General features: G+C 50.8%; 13 protein-coding genes. 1 reads left to right on the forward strand and 12 read right to left on the reverse strand.

Features of this window, described 5'->3' with window-relative positions:
• Nucleotides 1-134: 134 nt before the first annotated feature.
• The 10 genes from IM638_09340 to IM638_09385 all read right to left on the reverse strand — a co-directional run bounded on the left by IM638_09340 (nt 135) and on the right by IM638_09385 (nt 10,855).
• Entirely contained in the window at nt 135-2,318 is a 2,184-nt protein-coding gene (locus IM638_09340) for a T9SS type A sorting domain-containing protein (GenBank protein MCA6363231.1), read from the reverse strand.
• Between the two features lie 68 nt (nt 2,319-2,386).
• Nucleotides 2,387-5,851: a gliding motility-associated C-terminal domain-containing protein gene (locus IM638_09345; protein ID MCA6363232.1), complete on the reverse strand. Its 3,465-nt coding sequence runs from the start codon at nt 5,849-5,851 to the stop codon at nt 2,387-2,389.
• A 181-nt stretch (nt 5,852-6,032) separates the two neighbouring features.
• Nucleotides 6,033-6,419, reverse strand: a complete 387-nt coding sequence (locus IM638_09350) for a diacylglycerol kinase family protein (protein ID MCA6363233.1) — start codon at nt 6,417-6,419, stop codon at nt 6,033-6,035.
• An 80-nt stretch (nt 6,420-6,499) separates the two neighbouring features.
• Nucleotides 6,500-8,401 carry a DUF4173 domain-containing protein gene (locus IM638_09355; GenBank protein MCA6363234.1) on the reverse strand — a complete coding sequence of 634 codons (1,902 nt, stop codon included), beginning with the start codon at nt 8,399-8,401 and terminating at the stop codon, nt 6,500-6,502.
• 176 nt (nt 8,402-8,577) lie between these two features.
• Nucleotides 8,578-8,910, reverse strand: a complete 333-nt coding sequence (locus IM638_09360) for a hypothetical protein (GenBank protein ID MCA6363235.1) — start codon at nt 8,908-8,910, stop codon at nt 8,578-8,580.
• Between the two features lie 9 nt (nt 8,911-8,919).
• A complete protein-coding gene (locus IM638_09365) occupies nt 8,920-9,246 on the reverse strand; it encodes a hypothetical protein (protein ID MCA6363236.1) in 327 nt (108 codons plus the stop codon).
• A 1-nt stretch (nt 9,247) separates the two neighbouring features.
• On the reverse strand, nt 9,248-9,457 hold the full coding sequence (locus IM638_09370) for a hypothetical protein (protein MCA6363237.1): 210 nt from the start codon (nt 9,455-9,457) through the stop codon (nt 9,248-9,250).
• A 123-nt stretch (nt 9,458-9,580) separates the two neighbouring features.
• Nucleotides 9,581-9,880 (reverse strand): transcriptional regulator, encoded by a 300-nt coding sequence (locus IM638_09375; GenBank protein ID MCA6363238.1) that lies wholly within the window; start codon nt 9,878-9,880, stop codon nt 9,581-9,583.
• 3 nt (nt 9,881-9,883) lie between these two features.
• Complete coding sequence (locus IM638_09380) at nt 9,884-10,555, reverse strand: hypothetical protein (protein MCA6363239.1); 672 nt, start codon at nt 10,553-10,555, stop codon at nt 9,884-9,886.
• Nucleotides 10,556-10,651: 96 nt separating this feature from the next.
• The gene (locus tag IM638_09385) at nt 10,652-10,855 is read right to left on the reverse strand and encodes a T9SS type A sorting domain-containing protein (protein ID MCA6363240.1); all 204 of its coding nucleotides are present in this window, start codon (nt 10,853-10,855) and stop codon (nt 10,652-10,654) included.
• 256 nt (nt 10,856-11,111) lie between these two features.
• On the opposite strand from IM638_09385, the gene IM638_09390 reads away from it, so the two are divergent.
• On the forward strand, nt 11,112-11,609 hold the full coding sequence (locus tag IM638_09390; protein MCA6363241.1) for a hypothetical protein: 498 nt from the start codon (nt 11,112-11,114) through the stop codon (nt 11,607-11,609).
• A gap of 8 nt (nt 11,610-11,617) precedes the next feature.
• Here the strand turns inward: IM638_09390 and IM638_09395 are convergent, their stop codons facing one another.
• Nucleotides 11,618-12,964, reverse strand: a complete 1,347-nt coding sequence (locus tag IM638_09395) for a 1-acyl-sn-glycerol-3-phosphate acyltransferase (protein MCA6363242.1) — start codon at nt 12,962-12,964, stop codon at nt 11,618-11,620.
• 57 nt (nt 12,965-13,021) lie between these two features.
• Nucleotides 13,022-19,693 carry a PD40 domain-containing protein gene (locus tag IM638_09400; protein ID MCA6363243.1) on the reverse strand — a complete coding sequence of 2,224 codons (6,672 nt, stop codon included), beginning with the start codon at nt 19,691-19,693 and terminating at the stop codon, nt 13,022-13,024.
• Between the last annotated feature and the right edge of the window lie 66 nt (nt 19,694-19,759).

Here is a 19,759-nt window from a genome sequence, read left to right on the forward strand (position 1 = left end):
AAAAGGCTCCGGTGATTGAGCTTGTCGAAATCACCGGGAGAAAAAGGCTCCGGTGATTGAGCTTGTCGAAATCACCGGGAGAAAAAGGCTCCGGTGATTGAGCTTGTCGAAATCACCGGATGTCTTACGCTTTGCTACTTGTGTACAATTTTCATTCGCTGCAAGCTTCCGTTCAGCTGCACCACTTCCAACACATATACCCCGGGCGAAAGCCGCGAGAGGTCGAATGTAAACTGATTGCTGTTCGGGCTGCTTTTCAGCACTGTTTTACCTGATAAATCGGTAAGTGAGGCAAACACGATTGCGGTTTCGGCTTGCAGCAAAAGTTCATTGCCTGCGGGATTCGGACCGATAGTCAGTCCGCTTTGCATCCCGTTCTGTACATCAGCACTGTTGCTGTTTGAACTGAGCTCTTCGCTCAGATTGCGGAAAGCAATGAAACCATCGCCGAGCGAAACATAAGCAGGCTGCCACACACCGGGCAGCGTGGGCAGATTGTTGCTGAATGTATTGCCCACCAGGTAAGCCATCGTATCGGCATTCACAACAATGCCGTAAACTGCATCCACACCCGTACCGCCAAAATAGCTGGCGGTTATCCAGTTGCCGGCTGTATCAAATTTGCAGTAAAATGCATCGCTGCTGCCTGCCAGCGAATCCTGATCGGCCAAGGTTGAAACCGGAAACACAGGACTGTCGGTGTAGCCGCCTACGTAAATGTATTTTCCCGAAAGCGCCATGCAGTAGGCCTGCTCGGCGTTGGGCGAGCCCATGAAGGTGGCCCAGTTTAATTGCCAGTTGTTGTTGAAGCGGGCCACAAACACATCGCTGCCACCGTTGTGCGTGTTTTGATATTGTGCACCGGTAACCGGGAAATCAGGACTTTGTGTATAGCCTGTGATGTAGAGATTTCCGGCCGCATCAAACCGTACGCCGTTGGCATCCTCGCCATTAAAGCCGCCAATACAGGTATTGTACACACGATTGCCAGCCGTATCCATCACAAGCAGATACGCATCGTTGATACCGGTTACGCTTGTTTGAAACGCATTGGGTGTAGTGGGAAAATTGTTGCTGAATGTTTCGCCGCAGGCCGCAATGAGTCCGCCGGGGCCGGTAGTTAAATCATGCACATCTTCGGTAGCAGTTCCGCCGCAAAAAGTGGCCCATACCGGCACACCGGTGCTGGTGAGCCTTGCAATAAAAGCATCAAGCTGCCCGCCGGGCGTGGTTTGCCAGCCACCACTAAGCATGGGCATATTGGCCGAATTGCCCGAACCGCCAATGAAAATATTGTCCATTGCATCCACTGCCACAGCCAGCCCCTGCTCTGCCGCCGAACCGCCGAAGTAAGTGCTCCAAACTACCGTGCCATTGCTGTCGAACCGGGTTACAAACGCATCAAAGCTGCCACCAATAGCCGGCTGCGCGGCATTGAGCACCGGGAAATTGATGCTGTTAGTACTACCGCACACCACAAAATCATCGCCAATGGCCGCTGCACTCCAGGCATTATCAAAACCGCTGCCGCCGAGATACGTGCTCCACCGCTTCGTACCATCGGGCTTTATACGACAAATCACGGCATCATAGCTGCCCGCATTGTTCACCTGTACCGCATTCGTATCCACCGGAAAATTCAAACTCTGCGAACGGCCGGCCACCAATAAATCACCGTTCGGACAAAGTGCTTCACCATACAATTCATCTGCATCAAAACCACCGCAATACGTTACCCATGCCAGTGAAGTAAGATTAACATGCTGGTAACTGATGCGGTTTTGTTTTACCAACGGCTCAGGAATTTCTGCATTACGGTTTGCGGAACCAGATACATTCATTTGATACCAGCTAATTCCTTCGCCCGCATTGATCTCAAAATATCCCGAATCTGTATTATTCACCTCCGGCATTGCCCCCCGCAACTCAAAACTCAATGAAGCATCAGCACCTTTGCTGCTTTGCATGGTCATTACATCTTCAAACACACTAAAACTCAATACCGAACCATCGCGCGCTGTTAAACTTATCTGTTTGGTAAAGCCGGCCGTTTCGGCACAGGTTAATGCCCCTTTTTTATCTATCACAAAATCAACCCGTTTCAAACTCACCTGCTCACCTCCTGCCACATACGTTTTTTTCACGGCACTAAAACCAAACCGTGTAAAATACCAGTCGATGGATGTGGTGCGCAGCCGGTAAAACACGTCCTGTGCAGGTTCGCCGCCGGTGTATCTGATCTGTCCTGAATTGCGTTCAAAATCGCCCGCAATGAGCGAAACAGGCAAAACAAGCAGTGCAAAAACTAGTTTTCTCATCGGAGGTTTCTCTTGAAATAAAAAGAGGGTTTCCGCATTCACGAAAACCCTCTTTTAAAACATATTCTTTAGCGAATCAGGTTCACGTGCCCGATGGCTTCGTGAGGATCACCCTTGTTATCGCGGTAGGTGGCTTTCCACACATACGTATCAATCTGGCAAAGCGGGCCTGCGTTATTTACGCTTCCGTTCCAGCCTTTGGCAATATCACGTGTAAAGTAAATGAGATTGCCCCAGCGATCGAAAATCATAAGTTCGAAGGTGGCCACATCAATGCCATCGCTGTAGGTGTAGAAGAAATCATTAATACCGTCGGCATTGGGTGAGAATGCGTTGGGAGCGTAGAACGAATGATCAGGCTCAATAACCACCACTTCGGTTGACTGATCGCGGCAGCCATACTGGTTGCTTACGGTTTGCGTAATGGTGTAGGTTCCGGGCACACTATACAAGAAATCAAACGGCTGGCCAAGATTGAAAATGGTTGTATCGCTTGGCAATCCCATTTCATACCATGTAGAATCACAACCGATGCACGGCGATGATGAAATGCTGATCAACGGATTGAGAATGGAGGTAACGCCTGGTGTTACTGTAAAGTTTGCAATGGGCAGCGGCCAGGCATTAATCATACCTGCAAATACCTGCGTGTTGGTGCAACCATTTACATCGGTAACGGTGTACGTTATATCGTATGCGCCGGCGGTGTTGTAGCAATGGTTTGCATTTGCGGTGCTGCTGAAGTTACCGTCGCCGAAATCAATACTGGTGGTTACGGCTGCAGGCTGCGATGTGGTGGTGAAGTTTACGCAAAGCGGCACGCAGCCCTGTGCCAGATCAGGCACTACGGTGAGCACGGGCAACGCATTTACAGTAACCAGCACCGAATCAACTACGGCCTCAGAGCCGCACTGGTCGGTTACTGTTACGTAATAAGTAGTTGTTACCGAGGGCGACACGTTAACACTCTGCTGGTTGGCATTACCAATAATACCAGCAGCCGGTGTCCATGCATAGTTATACGGGCCGCCGTCGCCACCACCTCCGTTTGCCGAGAGTGTGGTTTGCCCGCCCGCGCAGATGGCCGCATTGGAGGAGGCTGCTACAGTAAGCACAGGATAAACAGTTATCGTGATGGCATCCGTATTCACACATCCGTTAGCGTCGGTAACGGTTACGGTGTACACAGTTGTTGCACTGATGCAGGCGGTTGGGTTGTTTATTTGCGCATTGCTGAGGTTGCCAGTCGGGAACCATGCATACTGCACCCCACCTGAAGCAGAAAGCTGATAGCACGAATCGCAGATTGATACATCCGCACCTGCATTGGCTAATGGCAGCGGGTTTACGGTAACCTGCATGGTATCGTTATTCTGGCAGCCATTGGCATCAATACCTGTAACTACGTATGTAGTAGTTGAAGAAGGCGAAACTGTTGGCGTGGCTGTGTTGCCACCGGAGGTTATGCCCACGCCTGTCCATACGTAGTTTACACCGCCTGTGGCCGGATTAAGAATAATGCTGTTACCCGCACATAGCATCGTATCTGTAGGGGCAAGAATGGTGGGCAAATTACGTACAAACACGGTAACGGTGTCTGAACCGGTACAGCCAGCCGAGTTGGCTACGTTTACCACATACGTAGTGGTGGTTGAAGGCGCAACGGTTGCGGTTGAAGTTTGCGAATTACCGATCGGGCCGGGATTGCTGGCTGTCCACAAATACTGGTTGCCGCCTGTGGCGGTAAGCTGTGTTTGCGTACCGGGACAAATGGTATCATCCTGACCGGCCGTTACCACAATGTTGTTGGAAACGGTTACATAAATAGGAATTGAATCCACACAGCCGGCAGCCGAGGTACCGGTTACCCAGTAACCCTGCGAAGCGGCCGGGTAAAACTCAACCATCGAACCATTGGCATTCAGAATATTTGCCCCCACCAGCGGCGACCATGAATAACTGGCTGCACCGGTAATGGTAAGTGTATCGGGTGAGTTGGGGCAGATATCAAGTGAATCGGATGAGGGAATAAGTACGGGCGTAGGCGAAATAGTAACCGTTACCGTACCGTTGGCCGTACAGCCTGCAGGCGAAGTAGCGGTTACATTATACGTGGTAGTTGAGGTAGGCGCACACAACACTGAATCGTTTATACCCGGATTGAGCGAAGTAAGACCGGGGCCTCCGTTCCAGTTATAAGTATTACTGTCGGGGCCGCAGGTTACGGTTACTGCATCGCCAAGACAGATGGAGGCTGTGGGCGGACTAAAAGTAAGTTGCGGCGGTTGATTTACGACAATTGTAACTGTTCGTGTACCGGGACAAGCCGAACTGGGGTTTCCGGAAACTGTATAAGTAGTTGTTACACTTGGCGTAACCGTTTGCGAAGAACCTGGCGTGTTGTTGAAGTTTCCTCCGTTCCATTGATAGGATGAGGCTCCGGTTGCAGTAAGCGTTACACTTTGCCCCAGACAAATGGATGTGGATGTGGCCGTAATGTTAACGTTGGGAGTGGGAATAATACCCACCGTTACAATGTTCGAAAACACATCGGTACAGGCTCCGTCAATCATTGCGCGGAAGTACATGAGCGAGTTAACCGGGCAATACTGATAGGGATTTGTTGTAGCTCCCGCAATGTTGGTCCACGTAATTCCGTTGGGCGAAGATTGCCATTGAATGGAGCCGTTGGTAAATGAGGTGAGTGAAAGCGTTACACATCCGCCCTGACACACTGTTGTAGGCGATACGGATGAAGTACCTACCGTGGGTGCCGGGGTAACGGTAATTGTTTGTGTGGCCGGAGGTGTGGTGTAGCAGGCAAGCGGGCCGCCGGTAGCATTAAGCGTAACCACACAAGATACAGTGGGGCTGATGGTAACGGTGGCGCCGGTTACAGGTGTGCCGGGTTGCACGGGAACGGTTGTCCAGGTATAAACTGTGTTGCCCGAACTTCCGCAGGTGTTGGCGGGAGTGAGGTTGGCAGAGAACGTAATGGGCTGCCCGGGACAAATATTATTGGTAGAAGCCGATGAGCTGAGCACAAAAACCGGAGGCGTGCCGGGTGTGGTAAATTGTGTGGCCGCTGTCCACGGACCGTTTGTTCCACCCGGACCTGCGATGCGCTCACGTGAGCGAAGGAAGTAAGTTGTGCCGGGACAAAGATCGGTGAAAGGTACAAACACAGGGCTGTACGGCTCCAGCACACAGTTTTCGAGCCAGCCTTGAGCGGCGGTGTGTGTGGGAACGTTCAGTGCGGAGTGATACCAGGGATACAGGTTCCAGTTGGGGGCGTTCCATGCCGGGGGATTACCGGTAAAGTTGGCTGCCGAAAGGCAGGTTACCTCTACTTCCAGCCAGTAAGGACCGCAACCACAGGTTGCCGGATCAGAGCTGGCGTTGATGGTAACACCCGTGGGACCAACCACAGCAGTATATCCAACCAAGGGAAGACCGTGACATGCTTTTGCTGCCTTATGGGAGAATGCAGCAAAAATGAATAGCACCAGAATTCGGAGTAGCGCTTTATTCATGCGTTAGATGTGTGTAATTCTCGTTAAGAAAACTTGTTTGCCACCAGCAAGTTACAACAAGATCAGATTACTTAACACGAATTAGTACTAAATTTTAATGCACCCTTTATCCACAATTCAGAGTTTTTCGGCATGAAGGCAGAATATCTAAAGACTAACCCTTGTTTTCTTTAGATGAAGCTCAAACTGATGCCGGATAAAAAACGAGCATTAAAATGCGCGGAAACAGTAAAAATCCGATTGAAACCAGGGCCGCGGCCGAAATAATGAGCACCGCCGCTGCACTAAGATCTTTTACATTCCTGATTGCGGGATGTTTTTCGGGATAAAGATGATTGCATAAATGCTCGATCGCGGTGTTGAATGCCTCGGCTGCAATTACGGCTGCAGAACTGATCGCTACGATGCTCCATTCTACTGTCGTTAAACCTACCCCCAAACCCGCCAATACGGCAAATACAATCAGCCCAAGCTGAATACGCGCATTTCGCTCACTGCCAAACAAAAGCAGGCATCCCCGCCAGGCATAACCGAAACTGGCAAACAGACTGCTTTTTTTCTCAGCCATTGCGTTGCTCTGCTGTTATCAGATTTGATACGATCAGGCACCGAAAATTCAGCATACCTTGTTCCCTATTCCCGAAATACCTATTGCTCATTCACAGTAATATCAGGACGGATACGTTGAATGGCTTCTTTCTGCCTGCTGTCTGACACATTCACATACTTCAGTTTTGTCAAATTACGCAACACACTGAAATCACCCGCAGGTACATAAGCGATGTCGAGTATTTCCAGATTGCGGCAGCCTTCAAGCCCTTTCAGGTATTTCAGGTTTCGGTTGCCAGAAATTTTCAGGTGACGAAGCGCAGGGAATTTACTAACCTCTCCCAGACTTTCAAGCTCATTATCCGAAGCATCAAGTAAAGTGATATATTTAAATCCATTAAAATAATACAATGTTCCAAGATTTTGTTTTCCCACATAAAGGAAAGTATCCGTACCAAAATCGGGCATTGATTCAAGCTGTTTAGCCACATGACGCCCCAGATACACATCCGAACGCCAGTCGATGGTACGGCTGATATACAGATGTTTGTAAATACGGGTATATAAGCGTACTGAAAAACTTTCCTTGTCGGTCCAGCGGTTTTTATAAATTACATCCAGCAGTCCGTCAAAATCAATGTTCGAATCCTCATCAAAACTGCTGTTTCCGGGCTTCTTCCCTGCCCCGGCTTTGTTGCGGTTTATTTTTGCCAGTAAATCAATGTTTGCACCGGTGAGGTTTGATACATACGCTTTATCGAGCGATTTGGGATACGTCACATTGTAATACGTAATGAACCGATCCCAGCTGATCAGTGTACTGAGGGAAAACGCCATAAAGCAAAACCAGGTGTTGGCATGAAAGAGCCAAATGTTGGTTTTCCGGTTCATCACTTTAATGGCGGTAGTAATTAAGCCGCCAAGCGTGAGCAACAGGTAAAAATAAACCCCGAGGCGTTTGTAGGTAAGTCCGAATTCGAGCGTGTACATGTTGCTTCTCATGCCGGTGAGCACCAGCAGCAGCACGTTTTGCGCCAGCCACACCAGCGCCAGTATGCGCAGTGTTTTGTAACGCATATCGAAATTGAGGCGGCCGCGGAAGAAAAACAGCACCAGCCCCATAGCCAGGAAAATAGAGACGATTAATCCGCCCACGCCCTGATGCACGTAGCTGGTGTAGGTTACGCCTTCGGGCAGTTCGCGCTCACCGAGCTGGAAGAGTAAATCGCCGCCGGCCACAAGCAGGGTAAGTACGTTGAGCAATGCAAATACGAGTACGCCGATGAAACGTTCGTTATCGGCACTCAGCAGCTTGTCGCCCCAGCCCTGCTGGCCGAAAAGCTGCGGCTCAAGGTTGCGTTTGAAATTGCTGCTGTCGCGGGCCACATCGTGCGGGCCGTGCAGGTAGTAAATGCCATATACAATGCAGGCGCCGATAGCGGTGAAAATAACCCAGCCCAGCGAAATAAAATCGAGGTTGATGTGCTTGGTGAGTTCTTTGAACAGCACGCTCGACTGGCGGTAAATCACAAAAAACACAATCACCACCACAATCGAAATAATTACCGCCCAGATGCGGCCGGGCTTGCGCTGCGGGGCATTCGGGTTTTGCTGTGCGGCCTGCAGATTAGCATTGCGCCGCTCAACGGTATCGGTAATCATAAACACAAACGAGCCGGCCACAGAACTAATGCCCACCAGCATACCCGCCAGCACCGACGAGCCGGGGTGCATACTTTGTGTGGCCAGCAGGAGCAGCGCCGCCGCATTGCCCACAAGCCCCAGCCACGAGCCATTGAGGTAGCCGCCCAAACCGGTAATCAGCACCGCGGCAGCAGCCACAATCCAGCCCCGGCGCCGCACCGCCTGCGGATTCATCAGCGCCGTACCAAGCACCACGGCTCCGCTGAAAATGAGCATGTTCATTCCCCAGCGCTGCTCCCAGAACAAAAAGCTGTAAAGGGCTACCGTAAGCAGAAAAATCCAGTCGTTGCGTTTCATTGTGGTTTGATTAATGGGATTAAATTAATGAATTCGGTATGAATGGCTGTGTTGATTGATCTGAAGTGTTTCCAGCTTTTCCTCCACTACACTTCTGAGCAGCAGATACAATGCCGGTAATAGCAACAACAGCCACCACAGCGGTAGGGAAATGAGTTTGATCAATACTATTGTTTTCATGTCTGAAGTGATGCGTTCGTTTTTTTCATTTTATCACTGAAACGTCCCGCCACAAAGAACCAGAGTGCCGGTACATAACACAGCAGGAAATAATCAGGAATTTGTGCCATGCCATGTTTGGGGGCCACAAAATAGTAGGCAAGAAATACTGCAACAGATGCCCAGTAAATCAGCCAGCCTGAAATGCCCTTCCCGCTTCGCTTTCTGCGTAATACATACACAACCGAAAGTAAAAGCTGCACTATTCCGAGAATTACCGGCAAAATGCCAATGAGAAAAACAAGGAGTATAAACCCCCAGTCATCACCCATTCCAACCATTCCTTCCATGTGCAGCGATTAGTTTAGTTGTTGATTTATGCTCCAGCGATCGCTCATTTTCCCTGCGAAGAAAAAAAAGATGCCAGGTACATAGCAAAGCCAAAAGAATTGAGGTACACCGGTAAGTCCGTAAGGCTCTCCGCAAAACAGATATATAAGATAACCTACAGCAAGAAGCCAATACACAACCCAGCCTTTGACGCCTCTTTTCGTCCGGATACGGCGAATACAATATAAAATTGCCAGCGGAACCTGAACCAATGCAAGTATGAAGGGAAAGATTGCTGCGAAAAAAAAACCAATCCTGTACCCCCAAATAATCATTGTATCTCCCAATTCTTCCATGTCAGCTAAGAGTTGAATGAATGGTACGTTGATAAAGTTTATCACTCACTTTCCCCGCAAAAAAGAACCAGATGCCGGGTACAGTCACACTTGCTACGAGCAATACAAACGCTTCTTCATTTGCAAACGCACCTCCGAAAATACATACAGCCAGCAAGACAATCATTGCCCAGTAAATCAACCATCCCTTTAATGGTGCTTTACTGCTCATTCGGTGAATTGTTCGTATTGCTGCAAATACAAGTTGCACGAGCATCAGCAAAAACAAAAGCCCGGTAATGGCAAGCTGGAGCAGATTTACAGAAGAACCGCACATTGTTTTACAGATTAAGTGTTACCTCATTTCCCTCAGCATTGCTTCCAGCGCATCCAGGTGCGAACGAAAAGCTGCACGGCCTGCATCAGTAAGCAAATACGAAGTGTTTGGTTTTTTGCCGATGAATTGTTTTTGTACTTCTATATAATTTTCGCGTTCGAGTGCGGTGAGGTGACTGGCCAGATTGCCGTCGGTGAGTTCGAGCAATTCTTTAAGCCGGTTGAAATCCACACGTTCATTCACCGCCAGCACCGACATAATGCCGAGCCGCGAGCGGTTTTCAAACGCTTTATTCAACTGATGCAAATAGTTGCTCATACCTTACTTATTCCGCTCGTAACGGTAATACATCACCGCGCCATACACAATGTGCAGCACCCCGAAACCCAGCGTCCAGAGAAAAAGCCCGTAGGTTGGAAAAATCAACCCCAGCAGGCCCAGCCCGATCTGGCAGAGGCCGAGATACTGCACATCGTTAAACGTATATTTTGCGGCCGAGAAAAGTGCAATGCCATAAAACACCAGCGAAGCCGGCGCCAGCAAAGCGGCCTGATCGTGCAGAAGGAGAAAAAGGCAGAACAGACCGCCGGCGGCCAACGGCACAAACAATTGCACCAGCAACCGGCGTGAGGTTTCGTCCCACAATTTCGCCCCTGCACGGCGTGCGCGGCGCCACGTAAAATAGGTGCCCGAAAGCAGCGCGCACAGCAACACAAGCCCCGCATCCAGCAACATGAACGGATAAAAATCCATCTCGCGCATTTTTTCCGCCAAACGGATGGTGTGATAATCGGCCCGGCTGTCAGGTCCAAAAACCTCCAGCCCGAAAAACAGATCACCGCCCAGATACAGGTAGGCTGCCGCCGCTCCGGCCAGGGCAAACACACCTGCGCAAATGCCCGAAAGCCCGCTCAGCGATACAAAACGCGACGACCGGTTCATCAAATCGCGGATCTCGCCGAGGGTGTCTAAATGCTGTTGTTTGGATGACATAAAAAGTACTTTGCGGTTCAAAGTAAAGAAAGAAAACCTTTACGTGTCAAGTACTTTTCAGTTTTTTAACAAAAAGCGCAGAAAATCAAATCCTGTTTATTGCTTCACCAACGGATAAACCACACGCCGGTTTTGCGAAACAATACGCACCATATAATTGCCCGGCGGCCAGCTACTGCAATTTACTTCGTGCAAACCACCAGCCAGTTCACAACGCATCATCAACCTGCCTTCCGCATCCACCACCTCAGCAAAACCATTTTCAGGCTCTTTCACATCAATCATAAACACCTCACTCACCGGATTTGGAAATACAATTGCCTGAACGGCAACGAATGCGTGTCATTCATACTCAGAAAACAAAACACATAATATTCTTGTCGGTGGCAGTTACTGTAATCAAACAGGAAGAAGTAGAAGCAAATAAAAAGTTTGTCGCTGCAAACGGTGTGCCCGGCTGCTGCGGAATTGCGCGGTTAAACCAGAATTTCACGGCATAGGAATACATTTGAAGCAGAGCTGATTTCAAATCGAATGCGCTGCGTAACTTTGCCACATGAACATGCCTGTATCCCTTCATGACCTGAGCAGCAGCGATAAAGCCAAGCTGTATTCCATTACACGCAGCCGGCTAATCAAAGCCGCCATAATTTACCTGCCGGTGTTTTTTATTGTGGGTGGTGCAGTAATCTGGGTGAATAACCGACCGTTATCGTTGGGTATCTATAACGAAAATGTGCGCGGCACCATTAGCGTGGCGGGTGTATTAATTTCATTGCTGGCGCTGCGTTTGTTTGCCAATTATGTTCTTGCGCATACCAAAGCCATGAAAAGCTGGCAGAAAAAAATTGTTCACGGAGAAATAAACGGACTCAAGGGCCGCACCGTTTTTTGTGCCGGACAGGAATTTGAGGTAAGCACGTCACAGGCATCCACACTCAAACCGGGCGATGAAATTATTGCAGAAATCAGTGTGGCGGGCAATCACCTGCTATCACTTCAGCAAACATCTACCGAAGCGGCTCCGGCTGAGGATGCGGAAGAAAAAAAGTAAGCGCCTTTTCAGATAGCACGGCTGCGGTAATACGCCTCTGCCGCATTCAACTGCCTGATTAATTCTTCGCGCTGGCGAACCAGTTCCACAATCATTACCCGGCGGCGTTTAAACAAACTGCTTAGCAGGCGGCGCTTGAGCAATTCGCGCATTTGAAGGTGATAATACCAGGCAAACAAACCTGTTGGAATGGCTATACAGACAACACCCGCAGCCAGCCAGCCATTATCCGTTAGCTTATACATCAGCACACTCCACAGTACATACCAGATCAGAAAAAGCAATGCACCGGTAACCACACCTACTGCGCCCTGAAATTCGCGCTGTTTAATTAAACGCTGTGAGAGATTGTGCGCCACAAAAAACGGCACACCATTCAGCAGCAAACCACATAAATAAATCGGAAAGCCAATTACGGCGGCCAACAGTTGTACGAGGCGGTGATGAATGGGTTTTACTTCCGTGCCGCGCAGTGTTTTGTCGTTCAGGCCCAGCGCCTCCAGTTTCCAGAAATAGCTGCTCATGCCGCTGCGCAAATCGTTCAGGCGTTCATTATCGTGTTGCCTGAACCATTGTACCAGTGATGCAAGCCGCTGTGTAAGTCTGAATTCGTGCTGAGCCGAATCAGCAGGAAGCTGAAGTTTGCGACTGATTTCTTCGCCATGGAGCCGCTCAAGCTGATGCACAAAACGATCGTCTTCACTGTTTTCGATGTGGATAATCTGCGCTTCCAGTCTGCGGCGGATTTCTTCGGTAAGCGCATCAGCTGCTGCAAATTTGTCGGTTTTCCACTGTGCCGTGTACGCACTCACCGCAATCGGCTCGGCCACCTGAATCAGAATATCGCGGCCGAATGTGTGCGGATCGTCGTAGTTTAAACCCACAGCGAGGATATGTACATCAAGCGAAAAATTATTCGCTTCTTCCGCCCCCAGTGCAATGCGTGCGGCTCCGGTTTTCAGCTCGCGGAGTTTGCGCTCGGTAATGCTGATGCCTTCCGGGAAAATGAGAATGGCCGCGCCTTTGGCAAGCTGTTCGTAGCATTTTATAAACGTTTCTTCGTTGCGGTGAGTTTGCGAAGGATCATCCTGCTTGCGGTAAATGGGAATCATATTGAGCCTGGGCAAAAGCCATTGCGCAAACTTCGATTTAAATGCCACCGCCTTTGCAAGAAAATGCACCCTGCGCCCAAGCAGTACCGCAATCACCAACGGATCAAGCAATGCACCGGGGTGATTGGCGCAAATCAGCAACGGCCCTTTGGGCGGAATACGCTCACGGTTGTGTATCGCCACTTCGCGAAAGAAGAAACGAAACGTGATGCGGAAAAGGAGCCAGAAGAAATTGTAAAGCATGAATATGAATTGAATTTATGCTTTGAAAACCACAGCGCGAAATTAGGATGCAGAAAATCAACCGCCATTGCGGGCCTGTGTCACCGAAATGCGTTTACCGTTTTTCCACGCCACTACAAATGCGTCGCTGATGCCTTTCTGCACACATTCTTCGCGAATGGCAGCAGCCGCTTCATACGTAGTAACAGGCGATGTCATAAACACGGTAAAACCGTTTTCGGGATTCACATAATGGCGCACGCCGCGACCGGCAAACTGGAGGAAGCTGTTGGCTACACTTACCGGCACCTGTTCGCGGAACGCGCCAAGCTGCACGGTAAACACAATGCCGCTGTCGTTCACCGGCGTGCTGCTGCTCACCTGTGTGCTGAACGGTACAGAAGCCGCTGCGGTGGAAGCCGGTGCCGTAGTTTGCGGTGTGGTGGTTTGGGGAGTTGTATTTTGCGCAGGTGCAGTATTGCTGCCGTTTACAGGCACGGTGCCCTGCGCTTCAAGGCTGCGTGCTTCGGCCAGCGAAATACGGCGGCCGTTGTAGTAGGCGGTCACAAATGCATCACTGATGCCCGTACTAACTGCATTGTTTTTGGCGGCCACTGCATTGCCAATGTTGTTGTACACACCTGCGGAGTAACGGATGTTCCCGTTCGGCATACGTTCGGCATTCAGTCCGCTCAGGTTGTAAAGACGGGCAGCCGGTACGGGTTGCGAAAACACGCCTACCTGCACGGTGTAAAACAAACCGCTCACAGCCGCTACATCACGGGCAGGAGCTGCATTGGCGGCGGATGCGTTATTGTTTGCAGCAGGCGAAGTTGCGGTGTTTACCGTGGTGTTTGCGGTGGTGTTTGCGGCGGTGCTTCCGGTATTTCCGCCAGCCGTTCCGCGCGAACCGGCGGCATCTGCCAGCACTTCAGCCGATACCGATTCGCCGCTTAGTCGCAACGCCTCGGCCAGCGTAATACGTTTTCCATTGTAAAATGCTACCACAAATGCATCACGGTACCCGAGGTTACGGATTTGCTGCTTGGCGCCGTTGGCTGTATTAAACTGGTTAAACTGTCCGGCCATGTAACGGGTAAGCCCCTGCGGAGTGGTTTCGCCGGTAAGCGGACTAAAGCCGTTGAATGTACCTGCCGGAATCGGATTGCGGAAGGCGCCAACCTGCACTTTAAACACAAGTCCTTCGGGCAAGGGTGGATTGATGGGAATGGCTGCCGGGTTATTGCGTATGCCCGCACTGATACGGAATTCGGCGGAGGCCGGAGCCGTGTTGTTTACCGGCGTTGCAGTTGATGCCGCAGTGTTGGAGGAACCGGTGTTACCGGCCGAAGAATTTGCAGAAGTGGTAGAAGCGGCTGTAGTATTTGCGGAAGTTGTGTTGCTGCCCGTTGTATTTTCCGGAGTGCCGGTTGTAGCGGATGTGTTCTGAGCCGTATTGCTGTTTTCAGGCGTGCTGGCCGTGTTGGTACCGGCAGAAGCCGTGAGTGAAGGCAATTCGGGACTTCCCACTTTTTCGGCTTTGGTTACGGCTTTAATTTGTTCGTAGCTGGTTTTGTCCACCTCCTGCAAAAACAATTCGGCTTCGTTTCGTTTGGCGCGTGCCGATGCATCGGTGTTATCCGCCAGTTCGTTTACAGAATCGCGTTTGGCAAAATCTTCTTTGGCAAGCTGATTTTCACGCGACGCCTGATCGAAATACTGCTGACGTTTTACCGCATCGTTTTCATTCGATGCAAGGTCAACAAAACGCTGTGCTTCTTCCACGTGTGCATTGCCCGAAGCTTCGTATTTAGCTGCCTGCCGGCGCTGCGATGCGGTTTCTACGGTTGCTTCATCGGCTTCGGCAGCCAGTTCGGTATAGTTGCGGTAGGCTTCGCTGTTGCGTACCACTTCCAGCTCATCTTCTTTAAATGGCTCACCGGTGGCCGGATTAATTACCACACCCACAATTTTCGGATCACCATCATCGCCCGTGTTTGCAGGCGTGGTGGTTGAAGTAGTGGTATTTTGCGCCACAGTGTTGTTTTCGGGTAATGTAGTTGTGGTGGCAGTGGCCGCATTGGTGGCGGTGTTTTCAACCGTGGTTTGCGGGTTTTGCGCCTCCAGCTGCTGCGCACGTGTTACTGCATCAGCCGCCTGAGTCTGGCGCTTGTCGAGTTCACCCTGCAACACAGCAATATCATCACTCAATGCCTTGCGCTTGTTGGCCGGCGCTTTTTTCAATTCTTCCTGTCTGGCTGTAAGCGCACTGTCGAGTGTTCCGGCCCAGTTGTCGTAAATTTCAGCTTCGCGGCGTGCGCGTGCAGCGGGATCGGTAATTGCGGCAGCCTGTGAAAGTTGCGCAGCATACGGCGCACCGATTTGTGCTTCCGGCGAATCGGCAACCGCACTGTTTTGTGTACCTATTGTTTCGTTGCCGCCGGTTACTTCAGTTGTATTTCCGATGGTTTGTGCGGTGGTTGTATTGCCTGTTGTGCCGGTGTTTTCGTTGGCGGTACTGGTTGTGCCGGATACCGTAGCGGCTTTTGCTTCGAGTTCCTGCGCGCGTGTGGTGCTGGCAGCGGCCTGCGCCTGCCGGGTGTCTAACTCGGCCTGAAGCGCATTTATTTCTTTTTGCAGTGCATTGCGTGTAGCGGCATCACTGGCCGCATTTAGTTTTTCCTGACGCTCTGCAATTGAATTATCGAGCTGCTCAGCCCACTGATCGTAAATTTCGGCTTCGCGGCGTGCGCGTGCGGCAGGATCCTGCATGTTGGCAGCATCAGCAAGCTGTGTGTTGAAAGGAGCAGCAAGTGCAGCCACTGTTTCGTTGGCTCCGGCTGTGGATGCCTGTGTGGTTGTGTTTTCGGGCGTGTTGTTTTGCGCTGCTGTGTTGTTTTGCGCTGCTGTGTTGTTTGTTTGCGAAGCCGTTGATGCCACAGCAGGGGTAATTCCGGCCGCCTGATAGCGTTGCAGTGCCTGCTGTTGTTTCAGTATAGCCTGCTGCTCATGTGCGGCGGCGGCATCCAGATTTTCGTTTCGGGTGTACGGATCATTGGCGGCAGCAGCGGCGGCCTTACGTTCGGCGGCAGCCTTTTGCTGTAGCTGAGCGGCTTCATCGGCAAGCATACCGGCTGTTTCTACATCGGTACTGCTGTTTCCGGCAGCTGCATTTTTCAATGCCTCAATACGCAACGCATTGTCGTTAAACTGTGCGTTGTTGGCTTGTCCGAGTTGCTGTGCAGCTTCCGTTTCACGGGCCCAGAGATCGCGCTGCACGGCCGTTGCTTCACGCTGCAGCCTGTCGCGCTCGGTGCCAGCCGGAGCATTTGCCGCAGCCGTGTTCAGCGAGTCGCGTTTGCTGCGCAGTGCATCGGCAGCGGCCAGTGTGGCCGTGCGCGCCTGCATTTGCTGCTGTGCGGCAGTGTTGTTAAGCTGTACTTCACCCGCAGCGGCCGTGGCTGTTTGTCCGGTTTCAGTATTTCCCGAAGTTGCGGCAACCGCAGCCACCTGTTCCGCTGCAGCCGCTTTTTCAGCCAGAGCACGTTTGTCTTCGGCCTGTTTGCGCAAAGCAGCAGCAGCGGCCAGATTTTGTTCCTTTTGCTCGGGCTTGCGTTGTGAGGCTGCCTGTTTTTCAACCTTATCGGCTTCCTTATCCAGTGCATCAGCCCAGTTGTTGTACACCTGCGCTTCATTACCGGCCTTTTCCGAAGGTGTTTCACCGGTTACGTTTTGAAGCTGCCCGTTAAACGAATTATCTATAGGCGAGGCAGCCGTTTGAACCACCGCCTGCACCGCACGGGCCGTGTTCAGTTCTTTCTCGTGCTGAGCTGTATTTTGCTGCACGGTTTTCAATTTCTTTTCCAGCTCGTCGGCCTCAGTTTGCAAAGCAGCTTTGGTGGTTTTGTCAGGAGCCGTTTTCGCTGCTTCGCGTGTTTCGGCAATTGCGGCCTTCAGCTCTTCACTTCGTTTGGTGTCCAGTTCAAGTTTACGCGCAGCTGCGGCCTGCGCATCGGGAAGTTCACCGGCAGCTTTGAGCGCATCTGTGTATTGTGCTTCAGCTTCGGCCGATGCAACACGGGTACTTTCGCTTGTGGAAGCGGTAGAATTTTCAGCCGTGTTTTCACCGGTTGTCGCATTCGTATTCTCTCCGGTTGATGCAGTTGTATTTTCACCGGCTGATGTGGTCGAATTTTCACCGGTTGATTCAGCATTGTTGCCGTTCGGGGTATTGTTGATCTGATTTTGTGCGGTGGTTTGGTTTTCACCGGGGGATGTAGTCTGCTGCGGATTGTTCGCGTTTTTTACTGCCAGTGTGTTTCCTGCTTCCGACACTTTGCGCTCGTAGCCGCGCACATCCGTCATAAGCTCTTCGCGTGCAGCTGCATCGGGCACTGCAGCAGTAAAGTTTTCGTTTTGCGACTGTGTGCTGGTTTGGCTGGCGCCGGCAAGTTGTTGTGCCGCAAGGTTACTTTCGCTGGTGAGTTGTGTGGCTTTTGTCTGGGCTTTAGCCAAATCAGCATTGAGCAGTTCAAGGTCTTCATCAATGCCCAGCGCCTGTTCTTCAAGTCCTTTTCGGATGTCTTTGTCGCGCTCGTTTTTGGCGTCGGTGCGTAGTTTATCGGCCTGTGTTTTTTGCAGGGCAATTTCTTCTTTCAGCTCGTTTACCTGCTGGGTGGCTTTTTCGGCTTCTGCGCGTTTGTTATCGGCGTTGCTTTGCAGGTTGCTCAGCGTGGCGTCGGCTTCGGAGCGGGTTTCGGAGAGCAGTTCAAGCTGCTGCTGTTCTTTTTCCAGCTTTTCAATTTCGCCGGGCTTTTTCGATTTCACGGCGGCATCCAGCTGTTTGGCATACTGCTGAGCAAGTTCGGCCTCACGCTGTTTTACGCCGGCATCGCGGCCAATGGCTTCGGCCTGAGTAGCCGCGGCCACCGTTTGTATGGCCAGCGCATTGGCTTCGGCTTGCAGGCGGCCGGCTTCGGCGGTGTTACCGGCTGCTTTTGCCTCGTCGGCTTCCTTCTGTTTTTCGCGTGTGAGCGCGTTAAGCTCTGCCGCATAGGCAAGTGCACGGTCGGCCTGTTGTTTTTTCTCGGTAGCTTCAGTTTTAGCCGTGGCGGCATCTTCGTAGGCAATATTAACCAGCTCGGCATTGGTTACGGCCTTGGGTTCGCCGCTGGTATTGCCGCCAGCCGTGGTGTTGGTTTGTGTGGTATTTTCGGCCGTGCTGTTTGTCGTGTTTTCATTGCCTGCCGGATCCTTGCCGCCGGTATTGGCCGCGCTCAGGTCAACCGCTTCGCGGCCCTGCCCGGCATTTACATCCAGCTTGGCTTTATCACGCAGGAAATCGGGTGAAAGTCCGGCCGTATCATCATCAAAATAGGTAATCACATACAGCTCCATCTTCCCTCCCATTTCCTTATATCCCATTTCCTGCCTTACCGGCTTAATCTGATACTGTGGCGGCACCAGCACAAGCTCGTTCTGCGTTTCCATGCCGCTCTTTTCCACCGTAAACTGAAACTTGCCGCCGTTAGGCAAATTAAGCAGGTAATCGCCGGTTTGCTCATTGCTTTTAAAAATCCCCACCATCTCATCTGTTTCCAGATTTTTCACGATAATGCGGGCCGAACGGCTTGGCTGATCCTGCATAGCCAGAAAATTGCCCTTAATCAGGCAATACTCCACCGGCTTTCGTTCAATGCTTACGTGATAAACGGTCATTTGTCCGTCAGGACTGTTTCTCGAGGAAGCAAAGTAGGCGGTCTTTTCTTCAAAATCGGTAATGTAAAGAATATCGTCGTCGGGCGTATTGATGGCAAAATCAAGGTTCACAGGCTTTAGCCAGGTGTTGGTTTCCTCGTTCAGTTCCGAACGGAAAATATCATATCCGCCCATGCTGCTGTGCCCTTTTGAAGAAAAGTAAAGCACTTTTCCGTTGGGATGCAGAAACGGATAATCTTCATCGTACTCGGTATTAATCGGATAACCTACGTTTTGTGCTTTACTCCAGCTTCCGTTGGGTAGTTTACGCACCACATAAATATCTTTTCCGTTCTCTTCGTTATCACCGTAGGATGAATAGTAAAGCTCATTTTTTTCGCCCGAAAGGAAAATGATGGAGGTTTCCTTGTTCTTTTTGTCGAGGGCCGTTTTAAACTCGTCGGGCTTTACAAGCAGTTGTCCGCTGTAGCCGCTTAAATCGTACGACCGGAAAAAGTCGGCGCGGGAAAGTTCTTTCTTTTCCAGCACTTCAATATCCGTAATGGCACGCAGCAGTTTTTTACCCGTGCGGCACATGGCAATCTGGTTATTTACCTGCAGCTTTTCGGCCTTTCGTTCACCAGCCAGATCGCGGTATTTTGTGTAAGCGCGTATGGCATCATCAAACCGGTAATTGAGGTGATAGGCACGGCCGAGATAAAACCATACATCGGTTTCAGCATCCGGGCTTTTCGAGGCAAATTCGAGGTATTGCAGTGAACGGGCTTTGTCGGCATTACCATACAGCATGCACACCCCGAAACGGTAGTTGTAGTTAGGATCTTTGGGATAGTTAGCCAGCAGTTGCGAATACTTGGGCATGGCCGCCGCAAAGTCGCCCTTATCAAACAGTGCTGCGGCCTCTTTTTTCAACTGCTCTTCCTGTCCATGCAAGGGCAAACCTGCCAGGCAAAAAAAACCAAGCAGCATGAGTACACGCCACATTCGCAAAAGGTGCATAGACAGATGTACAAAAGCCGTGTTCTGGTTCATTCAGGGTTGGTTACACATCAACTTTTGTACCTTAAAACAAAGTTAACGTTTTCGAACATAAATGAG

This window comes from Bacteroidota bacterium (genome assembly GCA_020402865.1).
Taxonomy (GTDB): domain Bacteria; phylum Bacteroidota; class Bacteroidia; order Palsa-965; family Palsa-965.

What these genes read in the sequence shown, in the direction of transcription:
- IM638_09340 (MCA6363231.1), bottom strand. Translation starts at nt 2,318, where the DNA reads ATGAGAAAACTAGTTTTTGCACTGCTTGTTTTGCCTGTTTCGCTCATT.
- IM638_09345 (MCA6363232.1), bottom strand. Translation starts at nt 5,851, where the DNA reads ATGAATAAAGCGCTACTCCGAATTCTGGTGCTATTCATTTTTGCTGCA.
- IM638_09350 (MCA6363233.1), bottom strand. Translation starts at nt 6,419, where the DNA reads ATGGCTGAGAAAAAAAGCAGTCTGTTTGCCAGTTTCGGTTATGCCTGG.
- IM638_09355 (MCA6363234.1), bottom strand. Translation starts at nt 8,401, where the DNA reads ATGAAACGCAACGACTGGATTTTTCTGCTTACGGTAGCCCTTTACAGC.
- IM638_09360 (MCA6363235.1), bottom strand. Translation starts at nt 8,910, where the DNA reads ATGGAAGGAATGGTTGGAATGGGTGATGACTGGGGGTTTATACTCCTT.
- IM638_09365 (MCA6363236.1), bottom strand. Translation starts at nt 9,246, where the DNA reads ATGGAAGAATTGGGAGATACAATGATTATTTGGGGGTACAGGATTGGT.
- IM638_09370 (MCA6363237.1), bottom strand. Translation starts at nt 9,457, where the DNA reads ATGAGCAGTAAAGCACCATTAAAGGGATGGTTGATTTACTGGGCAATG.
- IM638_09375 (MCA6363238.1), bottom strand. Translation starts at nt 9,880, where the DNA reads ATGAGCAACTATTTGCATCAGTTGAATAAAGCGTTTGAAAACCGCTCG.
- IM638_09380 (MCA6363239.1), bottom strand. Translation starts at nt 10,555, where the DNA reads ATGTCATCCAAACAACAGCATTTAGACACCCTCGGCGAGATCCGCGAT.
- IM638_09390 (MCA6363241.1), top strand. Translation starts at nt 11,112, where the DNA reads ATGAACATGCCTGTATCCCTTCATGACCTGAGCAGCAGCGATAAAGCC.
- IM638_09395 (MCA6363242.1), bottom strand. Translation starts at nt 12,964, where the DNA reads ATGCTTTACAATTTCTTCTGGCTCCTTTTCCGCATCACGTTTCGTTTC.
- IM638_09400 (MCA6363243.1), bottom strand. Translation starts at nt 19,693, where the DNA reads ATGAACCAGAACACGGCTTTTGTACATCTGTCTATGCACCTTTTGCGA.